This window comes from Aminipila luticellarii (assembly GCF_004103735.1).
GTDB classification, from domain to species: domain Bacteria; phylum Bacillota; class Clostridia; order Peptostreptococcales; family Anaerovoracaceae; genus Aminipila; species Aminipila luticellarii.
Window position 1 is genome coordinate 1,195,281 of the sequence record NZ_CP035281.1, and the last position, 16,573, is coordinate 1,211,853.

The following is a 16,573-nucleotide window of genomic DNA, read 5'->3' on the forward strand; positions in this document are numbered from 1 at the left end:
TATTATGTTATTGAGAGGAATAAAAAGGAAGAAAAGTATTAAAATGGATATAAAAACAAATTTAATTATTCAGATTACAGAAGACATAAGAAAAAGCATAAGCAGTATCAGCTGCGGAGATGACGAGCAGGCAATGTTTCAGTGGATTGAAAAACAGGTTATATCTGATGACAGACTGGCATTCCACAGCTTTAAAGCAAAGGCTGCCTTGGTTCGTCAGATTTATTATTCCATACGGAAGGATTTGGGGATCCTGCATCCTTTCAGCGAGGATAAGAACGTGACGGAAATCATGGTAAATGGGAAAGACAACATCTTTATCGAGCGCTTTGGCGTGATAGAAAAGACCGACCAGCGATTTACCAGCACAGAAGAATTGGAGGAATTGATCCGAAGGATTGTAAGCAGAGTCCATCGGGAAATAAATGAGCTGAATCCCATTGTAGATGCCAGACTGCCGGATGGTTCCAGAGTGAACGCCGTCTATAAAAATGTCGCATTGAACGGACCCAGCTTAACCATCCGAAAGTTTCCGGAAAAAGCTTTTTCCATGAAGGATTTAATAGGTTTGGAAACTATAACGGAGGAGGCGGCAGAGTTTTTGAGCAAAATGGTGACGGCAGGGCAGAATATTTTCATAAGCGGTGGAACGGGGAGCGGAAAAACCAGTTTGTTGAATGTTTTATCAAACGATATTCCCAAGGAAGAAAGAATCGTTGTTATAGAAGATTCTGCGGAACTCCAGCTGCACGAAATTGAAAATATCGTGAGGCTTGAATGCAGAAATGCAAATGTCCAGGGGAAAGGTCTTGTAGATATGCAGCAATTGATCAAGACCAGCCTTCGAATGAGGCCCAATCGGATTATTGTGGGGGAAGTGAGAGGAAAAGAGGTTTTGGATATGCTTCAGGCCTTCAACACGGGACATGACGGGTCACTTTCCACAGGGCACGGGAATTCCATCTTAGGAATGCTGAGACGTTTGGAAACTATGGTACTGCAAGCTGCCGATTTCCCCATTGATGCCATACGGAGTCAAATTTCCGAGGGAATAGACATTATGGTTCATTTAGGGAGACTGCCAGATCGTTCCAGAAGAGTTCTTGAAATTTCAGAAATATGCGGATATGAAAAAAATCAATATATTCTTAATGGTTTATTTAAATATGACGTAAAGGACGGATTAAAAAAAACGGAGAATCAACTGATAAACAGAGAAAAACTGTTATTAAGAGGGGTATATCTATGAAAAGTAATCAGGTTGACGATATATATAATTATGATGACTATAGACTGCAGGGAAAGGATGCCCGAAATTATTTTATGGCTGCCGGGATGAGTCTGTTTTTCGTAGGATATATTTTCTATTTTAATATTCTTGTTGCAGCCTGTACCGCCCTGTTAGCCATTCCGCTTAGAAAAACTTATATTCAGTTTCAGATCAAGAAACGAAAGGAACGGTTACGACAGCAGTTCCGGGATTTACTCTATTCTCTTGCCTCATCTATTGCTGCGGGAAGACAAATGGCGGAAGCTCTTATGGAAGGAAGCAAAAATTTATCCTACATTTATGAAGAGAAAGAACCCATTATGATAGAACTGAAATATATGACAAGAAGCATGGAAGAAAGCCGAGTGACCGATGAAATGATTTTAAAGGATTTTGCTTATCGCAGCGGACTGGAAGAGATTATTCATTTTGCAGATGTGTATTCCACCTGCCGGACCACCGGTGCCAATGTCAATGAAATGATAGCCAAAGCAGCGGAAGTGATTATGGATAAGATGACCATAGACCGAGAGATCAAAGCTATTACAGCTCAGAAGAAGGCAGAAGCAAAAATTATCAGTTCTATGCCGGTCTTTATCCTTGTATTTTTAAACCTTGCATCCCCCGGCTATTTGGACAGCCTGTATCATACCTTGGCGGGCCGTCTAATCATGACGGCAGCCTTGGGAACTATATTCATATCTTATTATATTATGAACAAAATACTGGAGGTCAGAATATGAAAAGCAGTAAGAATATGGGTAAATGGCTGGATGCTCTTTCAAAGAAGCTTCCCGATGGGATTACAGGGAAAACCAAAGAATATGAAAAAGAATTGTATATGGTTTACGGAACCCGGCAGCATGATCAGGATGTTTATTTCATGAAGCTTCATATTCTGAAAAAATATATTTTTCTCATTGGTGCCTTTACGGCAGTGCTTGGATTTGTGCTTTTTTATGGAATTCTTCATGAGAGGAGTGCTTTTTCCATAGATTCGGAAGGACGAAAGTATATAGAAAGACCTACTTATGATCAGGGAAATATCCGTGCAAAGCTGCTCATATCCGGAGAAGTGGAAAAAAGGAAAATAAAAAAATCAGTAATTCTGAACATAAAGCCGGAAGGAGCAGACAGGCTTCGAGAAAATATAAAGGAAAAGCCGGAAAACTTGAAAGAAGATGTCATGGGTAAGCTGGATTCATTGATTTATGCCATCAATAAAAGTGATGCTTCTAAAGCGGTGTATCTTCCGGAAGATATTCAGGGAATGGAAAAGGTGTCGTGGAGTACTGACAGAAAGAACCCTGGTGCATGGATCATTTTTATAGAAGGGATCCTGCTTTTATCCATTTATGTGCAAAGATATGATGCAATAAAGAAACTTAAGAAGAATTGCAATGAGTCCATAGAGCAGGAATTGCCGGATTTTCTAACGAAAATGGTGCTCTTGATGAACGCTGGATTGGTTCTAACAGCAGCTTTTGAAAAAATAGTGGAGGATTATCATGCTCAGAACTATAAGAAAACATCGTATTTCTATAATCAGCTGGCGGAGATCAGGGATAAAGTCACCGGAACAAATGCCTCCATGATTATGGAACTTAAAAAATTTGCGGAAAGAAGCAGAAACAGAGAATTTATGAGAATCACCAGTATCTTGTCCGATAATATCCATAAGGGGACAGAATTGGTCAAGATTCTTCAGGATGAAAATAACCTTCTCTGGTTTCAACGAAAAAAGTCTGCTGAAGAAAGGGGGCGCATTGCTGAAACAAAGCTTACTATGCCATTAGCTTTACAGCTTCTGGTTGTAATAGGAATTACTCTGGCACCAGCTATGCTTGAAATGTAGGCTAAGGTAAAAAGAAGTAGTTCAGATGAACAAGAAAAGATGTGAATGAAAGGAAAAAGAAAAAGGAGGAAAAGAGAATGAGATGTATAAAGAATAACAGGAAGGGCATGGAAATGGTTCAGGTCGGTATTTTAATTGCCATTGCTATCGGTATCGGCCTAATATTTAAGAGCCAGATCACAGAATTTATAAACGGAACCTTTTCTAATTTAATGAACAGTGGGTTTTAAATGAACAATAAAAAAGGTTCCGCAATGGTCGAAGCATCTATTTTATATCCACTGATCATTGGAGCAGTCATGGCGGTAATTTACATCATGATATGTATGTATACCGGAGCGGCAATAAAAGCCAACTTGGATGCGGAGCTGAGAAATAAGGCAATGGAAATAACCAGTATCGGAGAAAGGATGACAGTTAAGCACAGCTTTAACCCGCAGGATAAATACGGAAAGAAAGCTTTTCTTGAAAAAATTTCCTTTACGGAAGAATTTCACGTGCACATGAAATGTTTATCTGCACATGCGTTTCATTCCTACAGGGGGAACAGCATGATGCCTAAGAATCTGGCAAGACAGCATCAGGGAACCGTTTATATGATAGACGAAAGAGAATATATACGAAAGGCGGATATGATAGTACAGTGAAAACAGAATTTTTCCGTGTAAAAACGAATAAAAGAGGAAGTGTTTCAGTTATGCTTTCCATGATGTTTGCTTGTCTCATGATGGTTGTAATTGTTCTGGTGACTTCTGCCGCAAAGGCATCCGGTTATTCCTACTGCGATTGTGTATTGCAGCTTGCCGGAAGATCTGTTTTGTCTGAATACCATAAAGCTTTGAAAGAGCAGTATGGAATCATGGCATTTAAGAGCTGCAATCAGGAGGTTCAGGATAAATTAAAGTTCTATGCAAATGGAAGCTTTGACAAAAAAAGAGAAAAAGGAAATCTGACCTTAATAAAGCCAAAGCTAAACCGTATAAGCTGTGAGTTGAATTCATACGCCTTGATGGATACGACTAATTTTGAGAAAGATATTGTGGATTATATGAAACATCCCAGACTGAAACAGCGGGAAAAGGCAGAAAAAACCTATTCCGGCCAGGGAAGGCTGATCAATCAACAGGTTATAAATAGTCTGCCTTCCAAGGGTGTGGAGGGGAGAACCGTTGATATAGGAACTGTTTTTTCAAAGGGCCTTCCTTCGTGGAAGGAGCTTACCTCTCAGTCTACAGAAAATCTTGTAGCAGATGAGTATGCTTTGAGCCATTTTAATTATAGGCTGGGATGGGAGAGTCTTACGGAAACCTTTTTTAAAAACGAGCTGGAATACGTATTGTATGGAAAATTCAGTGATGCTGAAAATCAGGAGCAGTTTATAAAGGAGTTTAAAGTGGCGAGAATGATTTTAAATTCCGCGCACCTATATGCTGATTTGGAAAAAAGAAATCAAGTGCTTGAAATGGCTGAACTGATGACGCCCGGACCGCAGGCAGCTGTTACAGCCATAGCGCTGACAGAAGCATGGGCTTATGCGGAGACGGCCAATGATGCCAAACTGGTTTTGATGGGGGAGAGGGTAGCCCTGTATAAAAACAGACAGAATTGGGCATTGGATTTAGAATCTGCAGTAAAAGGCACCAAAAATGGGAGCTGTATAAGGCCTGAGAACGGGGAAGGAATGACTTATAAAGAGTATCTGAAGATATTTTTATATGCCGAAAATCGTGAACTAAAATTGAGGAGAATGATGGATCTGATTCAGATTAATATCCAAGGCGGTTTTGATGAGAATTTTTATATAAAGGATTGTTATGTGGGGCTTCAATATAAGGCCAAGATAGAGGATCAGGAGTACGGCTATGTTCAACAGTACTAAAAGAGGAAGTATCAGCGTGGAAACAGCCATTATTCTGCCTTTAGTCATTTTGGGAATTTTAACCGTTGCCTATTTAATCAAGATAAATTGTATGAGTGAAACGGTGATGAGCGTAGCTTCCGATGAAGCAAGGAGGCTGGGCATAGAAGCATATACTCCTGCGGGCAGACTATCCGCGCTGGCTTTTTCTTCAGAACTTGAACATAGGCTTCAGGAAGAAACAAATTGCCCCATTGTTGAGGTCGATCATTTTAAATATCTTCATTCTAATGGGTATATGGATCAGTTGATATCCTTTGATATAGACTATAAAATGGATGGGAAGTTCCCCATATCCTTTTATGGCCCCATCTGGGAAAAAGATCGAATCCTGACAAGAGCATTTGTGGGAAGTGACCGGTATGACTGCTTGAGGGGATTTTCTAAAATGGAAGAGGAAGAAGAATCTGAACGGGTATGGATTTTTCCCGTAGCCGGCAAAAAATACCACAGAGCGGATTGTTCCTATATAAAAGTAGCAGCCTCCCAGACTATTCTCACCGGAAACATAAAGAAAAGATATAAATCCTGTAGTATTTGTCATTCCGGAGGCTTGACCAAGGGGAGCATCATATATTGTTTTTATCATAGCGGAGAATCTTATCACAGACCGGACTGTTCCACTGTAGAACGCTATGTGACGGAAATCGAAAAAAGTGAAGCGATCAGAAGAGGGTACACCCCTTGCATGAAATGTGGAGGAGGTTGATGGTGGAAACGGTTTACGAAAAGACGGAGCTTCGTGATTTTGAAATGAAAATACTGGCTTCCGGAAGGTGTGAAAGCTTTATTCCCATGTCCTTTATAAGAATAGACGGAAAAATAAAAGCGGTCTATCATGCGGAAGGATATCAGGGGCTGCAGATCAATTTGCTGAAAAATCCGTATACCATTCTGGATGTGATAGAAAAAATGGTTCTTTGCATAAAAGATGCTCAAAATCATTTGATACGGCATACAAGCTATTCCTTGAAAGCGAGTTCTATTTACTTAAACTTAGAGATGTCGGCAGTGAAGATCAAGTTCGTAGCTTCCGGAGAAGAGCATGGCAGCCGGAGCTTCGCACAAAAGATGAGTTGTTTTCTAAGGGGGTTGTACTTTGAAGATTCGAGAACCTGCGAATATATCCGCATGGTCGTAGAGAAATTGGAAGATTTTAATTTATCTATGGAAGCACTGATAAACTATTTAGGTGAATTAAAAAGAGAAATTTATTTATGCGGGTGGGGAGATTTTCCGGATTGCATGAAAAAGTGACATACGCTACAATGTATTTGAGAGCTTGCATCAAACAACCGGAGAAACGAGAAAAGCATTTGTTCAGAAAGGAGGCAAGCAAGGTGACAAAATTTGTATTTGATGAAGATATTTATAAATTAATTGTTGAGCAGCTGGATGTAGCCGTTATCACAGACAAGAACGGAAGATACGTTTATGTTACAAAATCCTGGGAGGAGTACTATGGAATAAAGCTGGAAGACATAAAAGGCAAGTATGTCCGAGACGTCTTTCCCACCTCCAGAATTCATGAAGCTCTTGAAACAAAGCAATCTCTTATTGGGATTCCCGCCCCTCTTGTAAATGAAAAACAGGAACAGGGATTTTGCAGCTATATTCCAATCATTAAGGATGGAGAGGTGGCTGCCGGATTTATACACGTCATTTTTCACAGTGAAAAATCTGCATTGGACTTTTCCAAAAGATTAAATGCCATGATGGATGAGTTAAATTATTATAAGCAAGAGGTCAAACAACTGAGAAAAAGCAAGTATAGCATGGATGATATTATTGGAAAAAGCGATTTAGTGCTCGATTTAAAAGAACAAATACAGCGGGCGGCAAAATCCTCTTCGACCGTGCTGATTGAAGGGGAAACAGGCTGCGGTAAAGAACTGGTTGCCCATTCTATTCACCATTTAAGCGAACGGGCATCGAAGCCGCTCATTAAGATAAACTGTGCAGCGATTCCTTCTGAGCTTTTTGAATCCGAACTCTTTGGATATGAATACGGGGCTTTTACCGGAGCAGATAAAAAGGGGAAAAAAGGAAAATTTGAAATGGCCAGCGGAGGCAGCTTGTTCTTGGACGAGATTAATCAGATGCCCTTGGTGATGCAGCCAAAGCTCCTAAGGGTATTGCAGGAAAACGAAGTCGAAAAAATCGGTGGAAAGGAGAGCATTCCCATTAATATCAGGCTGATTGCAGCATCGAATACCTCCCTTGAAAAGATGATAAGCGATAACACTTTCCGAAGTGATCTGTTCTATAGGCTAAATGTATTAAACATAAAAGTACCGGCTCTAAGGGAGAGAAAGGAAGATATTCCTTTACTGGTGGATCATATGATAAAAAAATTTAACTTTCAGCTGGGATTAAGCGTTCAGGGAATCCATAGCAATGTTATAGAAAAATTTAGGGAGTATGAATGGCCCGGAAATATCAGAGAACTTCAAAATGTGGTGGAACGCGGCATGAATATGGCGTTGACTGGCGTGATGGAGTGGAAACATTTTGAAGCCTACTTTGAAAACAAATCCTTAAGACATGTTGAGAGGCATAAAAAGAACGGAGATCTTCTGATCAAGCAAGCTAAAAAGAATCTGGAAAAAGAGATTCTTCTTGAAAGTCTTGAAAAGTATGGAAGCAATAAGACCCGATGTGCTAAAGAGCTGGGAATCTCCAGAACCCTATTATATAAAAAGATAAAAGAGTACGATCTTAAAGTGTAAACTTATACTTACGTAAAATAAAGTTTACACTTTGTAAAGAGCTTGGATTTTGAATAAATTTAATAGATAAGACTAAAAGTGTAAACTGATGTTTACACTTTTTTTCTTTGGGCATCTTTCAGCCTGTAAGCTTATTTTCGCTTCAAATGTGTAAATTCTGCAATTTCATAATGGCAAACAAAACAAATTTTGATTTGGCATGAAATTTGCTTTTATAAAAGGTGTAATGTGCACGTTACACCCGATCAGAAAAATCCATATGGTAAGTTGTCACAAAATGACTGTTTTAAAAAGGAGGGAATATCATGAATGAAACCTTAGAAAAGAATCCCCAAAGATGGAAGGTCTTATTTGGCGGATTTGCTTGTTACACCTTTGACTCTTTTGACTTATCACTTTTGGCCATGTCTTTGGCAATGATTATTAAAGATTTACACATTTCTATTGAAAAGGGAGGTTTGCTTAGCACTATCACTCTGCTTGGAATCGGTCTTAGTTCGTTCTTTATCGGATGGATGGCAGACAATTACGGCAGAAGAAAAACCCTGTTATTCAGCTTGACTTCATTTGGAATTTTAACTGCGTTAATTTATGTGGCTCAGAGCTGGGCGGCTATTATGATTCTCAGATTCCTTGCAGGTTTTGGATTAGGCGGCCTTTGGGCAGTTCTGTCTACCTACATTAATGAAACATGGGCTCCGCACCTTCGAGGCAGAGCAGCTTCCTTCACTCTTAGTTCCTTTCCGGTAGGTTCCGGGTTTGCATCGTTTCTTGCGGGAATCTTGATCCCTGCGTATGGATGGAGAGTTCTCTTCTTAACAGGGGCGTTAGCCATTATCCCCGCATTATATATGTATTTTGCCGTACCTGAATCAAAAGAATGGGAAGAAAGCAAAAAGGCCAATAAACAACAGGCAGTGAAGTTGGAACAGAAAGCATCTATAAGCGAAATTTTCTCCGCCCCATTCAGAAAAAATACTATTATAGCCACAATTGTCTCGGCATTTGCTTTCAGCGGCTATTGGGGAGCATCTACATGGCTGCCGACACTATTGGTAACGGAAAAGGGACTGGATACGGCTACCATGGCTAAATTTATGGTAATCCTCAACGTCGGAATGTTTATAGGTATGAATGTCTTTGGAGTTATAGCCGACAAACTGGGGAAAAAGAAGGCTCTGATGATCACCTTTATTGGGCTGACAGTTACACTGCCGATTTATTTGTCTGCAACAGCTCCGAATATGCTGCTTTTCCTCGGACCGGTGTATGCATTCTTTGTATCCTTTACAACCATATTTGGTTCATACTTTCCGGAAATGTATCCGACAGAAGTCCGGGCAACAGGAGCCGGGTTCTGTTTTAATTTTGGCCGGGGATTATCCGCTATTGCACCGTTTATACTCAGTGTGGTCGCTGCAAAATACAGCTTGACTATAGGTCTTGGGATTTGTTCTGTGTTTTTTTTCTTATCTTTTGTAGGGATGATTTTCCTGCCGGGAAGAGGACAGCAGAACGCATAGTAAGAGGATAAATAATAACTTTTTATGAAATGGCGATAGGAGGAATTGAAATGAAAATTGTAGACTTAAGTATTGCAATCGAAAGCGGATTGCCGAGCGATCCGCCGGATTACAGACCATATATTGATTATCAGGATCATAAAAAAACGGCAAAAGATATGTTGGAATATTTTGGAGATGCTACCGTAGAAGATTTGCCGGAGGGAAATGGCTGGGCTGTTGAATTTTTAAAAATATCGACTCACGGAGGCACGCATATAGATGCGCCCTATCATTATTATCCCACTATGAACGGAGGGGAAAGAGCGTGGACCATTGACGAAATCCCTCTGGACTGGTTTCACGGCCCGGCAGTGGTAGTAGACTTCCGAGATAAGCCGGATGGGTATAAGGTGGAGCCGAAAGATTTTGAAGAGTACTTTAAAAAAATTCATTATACGTTAAAGCCCGGTGACATTGTTCTGGTAAATACGGGAGCAAGCAAAAAGTGGGGAACAGCAGAATATCTGTCTTCCGGCTGTGGAATGTCCAGGGCGGCGACTCTTTGGCTTGTGAATCAAGGGGTTCACGTGACAGGAACCGATGCATGGAGCTGGGATAGACCGCTTCCTATTGAAGCAAAAGACTTTGATAAAACTCATGATAAGGAATTGATTTGGGAGGGACATAGAGCAGGAGCCGTTAAGGCGTATTCTCATATTGAAAAGCTTACAAATTTAGAATCTCTTCCTGTTACGGGAAGCCATTTTTTCTGCTTCCCAATTAAAATAAAAAAAGCCAGCGCCGGCTGGATTCGGGCGGTTGCTTTTGTAGAAGAGCAGGACGATTCAGAAAAGACAGTATAAGCAGGATTTGGCACAGGGAGGTGTATTTCCATGAATAAGACTATAATAACCATTGCTCCTACAGGAGCATGGCCTAAAAAAGAACAGAATCCCCATATTCCCATGACTCCTCACGAAATCGCGGAAGAGGTCTATGAATGCTATAAAGCAGGAGCTGCTATAGCCCATCTTCACATGAGGGACGATGAAGGCAACGGAACTATGGAAAAGAGTAAATTTGAAGAAACCGTTCAGCTAATAAGAGAAAAGTGCGATATCGTGATCAATTGCACGACATCGGGAGATCTGAATGCAACGGATGAAACCCGACAGGCTCATTTGAAATCCGTTCAACCTGAAATGGCTTCTTACGATTGCGGATCAATGAATTGGATGAATAACAGTCTGTTTTTAAATTCTCCGAAATTTTTGGAGGAACTGGGGCACACCATGCAGCAATACGGTGTGAAGCCTGAAATTGAGATCTTCGATGCGGGTATGATCTACAATTCGTTGTATTATCTGAAAAAAAATGTACTAAAAGCGCCTCTGCATTACCAATTTGTACTGGGAGCTGCCGGAGGTACTGCGGCGACGGTAGAAAATCTGGTGTATTTAAAGAATTTGATTCCGGAAGGTTCCACTTGGTCTGCACTGGGCATTGGGAAAAATAATATTTCAATACTTCTTGCGGCTGTGGCTCTAGGAGGCCATGTTCGAGTCGGGCTGGAAGATAACTTGTATTATAAAAGCGGTGTGCTGGCCACGAATGCTCAGTTGGTCACTCGTGCAGCCAATATTATCAAGGAAGCGGCTAATGAGGTGGCAAGTCCTGATGATGCACGGCAGATCTTAGGATTAAAGAAATAAAATTGAACTGAAATTTCAGTATGCGTCCTGCTCACATCGTAGATGTGGGTAGGATTTCAACTAAAAAGACCGAGAATATTTCTCGGTCTTTATAATGTAAGTCGTTTGAATAATTATCTATCTCTACGTCTTTCCTGCTTTTTCTTGTCCCTGCATTCCTTACATCTCTTTGGTTCATTGTCAAAACCTTTTTCTTTGTAAAATTCCTGCTCTCCAACAGTAAATACAAATTCATTCCCACAATCCTGACAAATAAGTGTCTTGTCTTCCATAATCTTAATTCCTCCATGTTTTTAAAAAAAAGTTTCTAAATATTTAAAATATCGAAATGGGAGACGATTCAGATTGAGAAGTTTTTCCGTTCAGATGCTAGGGACATTAGTTTCCGGGTAGAGAACTTTCCATGGTCAGATCGAGCCAAAGTTATTTTAAATATTTAATACCTTCATTATATAGTGAATGAGCTTAAATGTCTACAACTATTTCCTATCAAATTTAAAAATACAACAAATTAATTAAAAGAATAAAAATTCGATATTTTTCTACACTGGATTTTATGTAAAAGGAAATAGTTGCAGAAGAAATAATACTATGCAAATAAGTTGAATTTTTGAAAAGTAAAGGGTAAAATATAAAGTATAAAGTATCTATACTATCGAATATAATTTTGTTATGAGGACGGGCGATTAGCCGTAATTCTGGTGGCAGTGCTAAAAGCACCGGGCAGAATGTGAAAAGAAAGGCGGGAGTTATGAAGAAAATTTTTTCAGATTGGAATTATAAGAAACACGCAAAATGGGTCACAGCGATCTATGCAGTCCTTTATGCCATTGATATGACCCTGACTTATTTTATTATTAAAAGAATAGGTAAGAACGACTGTGCTCAGGGAAAGTCCTGTAAAGCCAAGTCATAAAAAAGTGGCTACGCCTCTTCCGTCAGGGAACCCATGGTTTCCTTCGGCCTATAGGCAGGCAGTAAAGCCCGAAAGCAAATGCTCAATTCTGTTAAAGGAGTTGGGCATTTTTTTTATTTAAAATCATACAATGAATTAGCATGGTATTCCTGATAAGGAGTAGGGAGGATAAATAAATGATGAGACTAGTCAGAAGAAGGCGAAGGAGAAATGCTTTTCGTCAAAAAACAAAGGTGAATTTTACTGCAATTATTGTTATAATAAGTATTGCGGTATTACTTGGATACGGAACAGCAAGATTTATTATCTATCCGGTGTTTAATTCGGGCGATACGAATTCAGATGGGGCGAATCGTGAGGGCTTTAAAATCGAAAAGTTTTTAAGCTTTTTTTTGAATGAGGACAATCCGGAGGATACCAAAGGAAAGGACAGCCCGAACACCACCGATCAGGGAATTCAGCAGAATACTTCTGGTTCAGGGATTGTGGAGGATAAATTGAATGTTGCGCCGACGGAACAAACAGCAGCGCCAGCTACCCAAAACGGATATTGTATACAATTTGGAAGCTTCACGACTAAGTTAAGTGCTGAAAGCCTTGTTTCTGAACTCAAAACAAGCGGTATTAACGCTGAAATCATTGAAAAGGACGGCGCCTATAAGGTTGTCAGCCAATTATTTGAGCAGAAGGAGCAAGCGGTTGCCACCATGAATACCTTAGCGGGAACGAAGTATTTCGATGCTTTTATTACACCGAGATAAAACAGAAAAAACAGAGAAAATACAGAAAGGTAAACAATATGATTCCTCTTTCAACAAGGATGCGTCCGGACAGCATAGATCACTTCATAGGACAGAACCATTTTATGTACAAGGGTTCGCTGTTTTACAATTCCATAAAAAATAAAACATTTGATTCGGCCATTTTTTTCGGACCCTCCGGTACTGGGAAAACCACACTGGCAAGAATTATTGCCCGGGAAATGGATGGGGAATTTTATGAACTCAACGCAGCTTCTACAGGCATTAAGGAATTAAAAGAGATTATTGAAAAAGCACAGTTAAAATTCTTTGGAATACAGAAACAGTCCACATATGTATATGTGGACGAGGTGCACAGGTGGAATAAGCTGCAGCAGGATACACTGTTAAAGGCAATCGAAGAGGGCGTTATACACTTTATTGGAAGTACCACAGAAAACCCTTATTTTTCCATTAACAATGCCATTATAAGCCGGGTTCGAAATATTTATGAGTTCAAAGCTCATACGGTTCAAGATCTGATGAATATTTTGAAATATACATTGCAGGATACGGAGAGGGGGCTGGGCAATCTTTCCATTGGATACGATGAAGAAGCGCTCAGAGTGCTGGCGGAATTAAGCTCCGGCGATGCCCGAGTAGCGCTGGATACCCTTGGGTTTATAGCGGATAATCTAAATCAGGACATGCAGATTACCACGAAGCTTGTAGGGGAAGCCATGCAGCGAAAAACGTCATTCTATGACAGGGGAGAGGATCGGTATAATCTTTTATCAGCTTTGCAGAAATCCATACGGGGCAGTGATCCCGATGCAGCAGTTCATTATCTGGCCAGACTGATCCATGGAGGCGCAGATATTCAGATGATCGGCAGAAGACTTCTGGTCATGGCCAGCGAAGACATCGGCATGGCCTATCCGACGGCTATAACCATTGTCAACTCATGTGTTCAGGCGGCCTTGATGGTGGGATATCCTGAAGCTCAGATCAATTTGGCGGAGGCCGTGGTATTATTGGCTTCATCCCCTAAATCCAACGCCTCTTATATGGCACTGGACAAAGCAATGAACGATATTGAAACGAAACAGATTGATGACATACCGCTTCATCTAAAAGACTCCCATTATGCGGGAGCACAGAGTAGAGGTATCGGATTGGACTATAAATACCCTCATGCATACGGAGGATATGTAAAACAGCAATATTTGCCGGACAACCTGTATAAAGCGGGAGTCCGATACTATGAACCTACGGAAAATGGAAGCGAAGCGGCTTTTAAAAAGTTTTTAGAAGGAGTAAGAAAAATAAATGGCAGAGATTAAACTGGCAGAAAACTCAGGATTTTGTTTTGGAGTTAGAAGAGCCATAGAGATCACAGAAGCAACGGCCGAAAAGTATAGAGGGAGCAGACCAGTATTTACCTGCGGTCCTTTGATTCATAACAGACTGGTTACGGAGGAGCTTGAGCAAAAGGGCGTACAAATTCTCCGAAAGGAAGAAGAAGCGGGCAAGGAAGATGTGGTGATTATCCGTTCCCACGGCGAGGGCAGGAGCTTTTATGAAAGGGCGGAAGAAATAGGCTTCCAACTGGTCGATGCGACTTGTCCCTTTGTAGCAAAGATCCATAACTTAGTAAGAGAAGCCTACGATGCCGGAGAGAAAATCATTATTGTGGGGGATCGTCTGCATCCTGAGGTTCGGGGAATAAATGGGTGGTGTCAAAACAGTGCCTGTATTATAAACTCCGTAGGTGAAGCAGACAAGCTGGAGCCGGCAGATTATTTTGTGGTGGCCCAGACTACCATTCAGCAAAGCCACTTCGAGGAAATTATTTCTAAGCTTCAAGAAAAAAAGTGCAGATTACAGATCAGCAATACCATTTGCAACGCGACGAAATCCAGACAGGAAAGCTGTAAAAGCCTGGCACGAGAGGTAGACCTTATGCTGGTAATAGGAGATAAAGAAAGCTCAAATTCCCAAAAATTGTATGATCTATCAAAAAAATATTGCGAAAAAGCATATTTTATTGAAAATATAGAAGATTTACCATTGAAAGATATTGAATTATGTAATAAAATAGGAGTTGCGGCGGGTGCATCGACACCTGAACGCTTAATTAAGGAGGTTATTGCTAACATGAGTGAATTTATCACTGAAAACAATGAAGAAAATTTAATGCACGACTTAATGGATGAAATTGAGAAGTCATTAAGATTGCCTAGAGGCGGAGAGATCGTAGATGGTACTGTAATTCAGGTAACTGACAGAGAAGTTGTTGTTAATCTTGGCTGCAAGAAGGACGGTATTATACCAAAGGACGAATTAACACTGGAAGGAGAACAAAAGCTTACAGATTTATTTAAAGAAGGCGATGAAATCCAGGCTAAAGTACTAAAGACTGACGACGGCGACGGAAACATTCTACTTTCTAAGAAAAAGTTAGAAGTAAATGAGCATTGGGATGAAATTAATAGTGCTCTTGAAGATAAATCATTTGTTAACGCTAAAGTTATTAAAGAAGTGAAAGGCGGCGTTATTGCTGCGTATAAAGAAGTTTACGGATTTATTCCTCTTTCACAATTATCGGACAAGTTTGTGGATAAGGCAGAAGAATTTATCGGTAAAACTCTTCCGGTAAGAGTTACTCGTGTTGATCAGAAAAAAGGTAAAGCAGTATTCTCCCATAAGGCTTATTTAGCAGAAGAAAGACAGAAGAAAATCGATGAAGTCTGGGGCAGCCTAAGCGAAGGCGATATCGTTGAAGGTACTGTCATGAGATTCACTGATTACGGTGCATTCGTAGATATCGGCGGTATTGACGGCCTGCTGCACATTTCAGAGATTTCATGGGGCAAATTAAAGCACCCGCAGGAAGTCCTTTCTATTGGACAGAAGATAGCTGTTAAGATCCTATCCATGAACAATGAAAAAGGAAAGATTTCTCTTGGATTGAAGCAGACAAAGCCGGAACCATGGTCTATTATCGATGAAAAATATCAGGTTGGACAGGTTATTACAGGAAAAATCGTACAGATTAAAGAATATGGTGCATTCGTAGAATTAGAACCAGGTCTTGATGGTCTTGTACATATTTCTGAAATTGCACACAAGCGTGTGACCAACATTTCTGATGAAATTTCAGTTGGACAAGAAGTATCGGCAAAGATTCTTGAAATCGACAAGGACAGAAAGAGAATCAGCTTAAGCATCAAAGAAACGCTGGAAGCTCCTGTTGCTGACGAAGCAGAAGAAGCACCGGAAGAAGATGCTGAATAATTTTGCATTCTAAAAAAGTTCAAGATAGCGGGGCGTATATATCGCCCTGCTATTTTTGTACGTGAAGCTCTGCTTGCATCTCGTGATGCGAAAGAGCGGGTCTTATACAGAGTGAGGTGGTACACGTGAAGAATTTGATTTTAATAGGAATGCCAGCCTGCGGCAAAAGTACAGTGGGAGTAATTTTGGCGAAAACGGTGGGGATGAAGTTCCTCGATACGGATCTGCTTATTCAGGAAAGAGAAGGAGCCTTATTACAGGAACTGATCAATACGAAAGGAAATGATTATTTTAAAAAGGTCGAGGAATATGTGCTTCGCAGTGTAAATATTGAGAATGCCGTTGTATCAACAGGCGGAAGTGCCGTATACTATCCGGAAGCCATCCATCATTTTAAGAAAAACGGAATTATAGTATATATTAAGGTTCCTTTTGAAACGATTGAAAGCAGACTGGATAATATCACGACCCGAGGTGTGACAATGGCTCCCGGACAGACGTTGAAAGATTTATATGATCAGAGAGCCCCGTTATATGAAGCAAACGCAGATCTGGTGGTGGATGCGGACGGGCTGACTGTGGAACAGACCATTGAAAAAATCATAGAATCCATAGAACAGCCTTGCTAAAG

Annotated in this window: 18 protein-coding genes; 17 read left to right on the forward strand and 1 reads right to left on the reverse strand. The window is 40.4% G+C overall.

Annotated features, from left to right (window positions below):
* Positions 1-43: 43 nt before the first annotated feature.
* From EQM06_RS05440 to EQM06_RS05495, 12 genes are all read left to right on the forward strand, one after another.
* Positions 44-1,249, forward strand: a complete 1,206-nt coding sequence (locus tag EQM06_RS05440; protein ID WP_128745366.1) for a CpaF family protein — start codon at positions 44-46, stop codon at positions 1,247-1,249.
* Positions 1,246-2,013 (forward strand): type II secretion system F family protein, encoded by a 768-nt coding sequence (locus EQM06_RS05445; RefSeq protein WP_128745367.1) that lies wholly within the window; start codon positions 1,246-1,248, stop codon positions 2,011-2,013. The genes EQM06_RS05440 and EQM06_RS05445 overlap by 4 nt, the downstream gene beginning before the upstream one ends.
* The gene (locus EQM06_RS05450) at positions 2,010-3,125 is read left to right on the forward strand and encodes a hypothetical protein (RefSeq protein ID WP_128745368.1); all 1,116 of its coding nucleotides are present in this window, start codon (positions 2,010-2,012) and stop codon (positions 3,123-3,125) included. Before EQM06_RS05445 ends, EQM06_RS05450 begins: the two co-directional genes overlap by 4 nt.
* A 77-nt stretch (positions 3,126-3,202) precedes the next feature.
* Complete coding sequence (locus EQM06_RS05455; RefSeq protein ID WP_230975028.1) at positions 3,203-3,355, forward strand: Flp1 family type IVb pilin; 153 nt, start codon at positions 3,203-3,205, stop codon at positions 3,353-3,355.
* Positions 3,356-3,772, forward strand: a complete 417-nt coding sequence (locus EQM06_RS05460) for a hypothetical protein (protein WP_128745369.1) — start codon at positions 3,356-3,358, stop codon at positions 3,770-3,772.
* Positions 3,769-5,004 (forward strand): DUF5702 domain-containing protein, encoded by a 1,236-nt coding sequence (locus tag EQM06_RS05465; protein ID WP_128745370.1) that lies wholly within the window; start codon positions 3,769-3,771, stop codon positions 5,002-5,004. Before EQM06_RS05460 ends, EQM06_RS05465 begins: the two co-directional genes overlap by 4 nt.
* Positions 4,988-5,752, forward strand: a complete 765-nt coding sequence (locus EQM06_RS05470; protein WP_128745371.1) for a TadE/TadG family type IV pilus assembly protein — start codon at positions 4,988-4,990, stop codon at positions 5,750-5,752. Before EQM06_RS05465 ends, EQM06_RS05470 begins: the two co-directional genes overlap by 17 nt.
* Complete coding sequence (locus EQM06_RS05475) at positions 5,752-6,300, forward strand: DUF6382 domain-containing protein (protein WP_128745372.1); 549 nt, start codon at positions 5,752-5,754, stop codon at positions 6,298-6,300. The genes EQM06_RS05470 and EQM06_RS05475 overlap by 1 nt, the downstream gene beginning before the upstream one ends.
* A gap of 83 nt (positions 6,301-6,383) precedes the next feature.
* Entirely contained in the window at positions 6,384-7,772 is a 1,389-nt protein-coding gene (locus EQM06_RS05480; RefSeq protein WP_205666600.1) for a sigma-54 interaction domain-containing protein, read from the forward strand.
* Between the two features lie 305 nt (positions 7,773-8,077).
* On the forward strand, positions 8,078-9,295 hold the full coding sequence (locus tag EQM06_RS05485) for an MFS transporter (protein WP_128745373.1): 1,218 nt from the start codon (positions 8,078-8,080) through the stop codon (positions 9,293-9,295).
* A gap of 50 nt (positions 9,296-9,345) precedes the next feature.
* Complete coding sequence (locus EQM06_RS05490; RefSeq protein WP_128745374.1) at positions 9,346-10,140, forward strand: cyclase family protein; 795 nt, start codon at positions 9,346-9,348, stop codon at positions 10,138-10,140.
* A gap of 30 nt (positions 10,141-10,170) precedes the next feature.
* Positions 10,171-10,989, forward strand: a complete 819-nt coding sequence (locus EQM06_RS05495) for a BKACE family enzyme (RefSeq protein WP_128745375.1) — start codon at positions 10,171-10,173, stop codon at positions 10,987-10,989.
* Between the two features lie 113 nt (positions 10,990-11,102).
* Here EQM06_RS05495 and EQM06_RS05500 read toward each other — a convergent pair whose 3' ends face one another.
* Positions 11,103-11,261, reverse strand: a complete 159-nt coding sequence (locus EQM06_RS05500) for a zinc-ribbon domain-containing protein (RefSeq protein ID WP_128745376.1) — start codon at positions 11,259-11,261, stop codon at positions 11,103-11,105.
* Between the two features lie 479 nt (positions 11,262-11,740).
* On the opposite strand from EQM06_RS05500, the gene EQM06_RS12875 reads away from it, so the two are divergent.
* From EQM06_RS12875 to EQM06_RS05520, 5 genes are all read left to right on the forward strand, one after another.
* A complete protein-coding gene (locus EQM06_RS12875; RefSeq protein WP_164914361.1) occupies positions 11,741-11,905 on the forward strand; it encodes a hypothetical protein in 165 nt (54 codons plus the stop codon).
* Positions 11,906-12,081: 176 nt separating this feature from the next.
* Entirely contained in the window at positions 12,082-12,666 is a 585-nt protein-coding gene (locus EQM06_RS05505) for an SPOR domain-containing protein (protein WP_128745377.1), read from the forward strand.
* Positions 12,667-12,704: 38 nt separating this feature from the next.
* On the forward strand, positions 12,705-13,988 hold the full coding sequence (locus tag EQM06_RS05510; RefSeq protein WP_128745378.1) for a replication-associated recombination protein A: 1,284 nt from the start codon (positions 12,705-12,707) through the stop codon (positions 13,986-13,988).
* Positions 13,975-15,942, forward strand: coding sequence for a bifunctional 4-hydroxy-3-methylbut-2-enyl diphosphate reductase/30S ribosomal protein S1 (locus tag EQM06_RS05515; RefSeq protein ID WP_128745379.1), 1,968 nt, complete (start codon positions 13,975-13,977; stop codon positions 15,940-15,942). Before EQM06_RS05510 ends, EQM06_RS05515 begins: the two co-directional genes overlap by 14 nt.
* A gap of 125 nt (positions 15,943-16,067) precedes the next feature.
* A complete protein-coding gene (locus tag EQM06_RS05520; protein ID WP_230975029.1) occupies positions 16,068-16,571 on the forward strand; it encodes a shikimate kinase in 504 nt (167 codons plus the stop codon).
* The last annotated feature ends 2 nt before the right edge of the window (positions 16,572-16,573 follow it).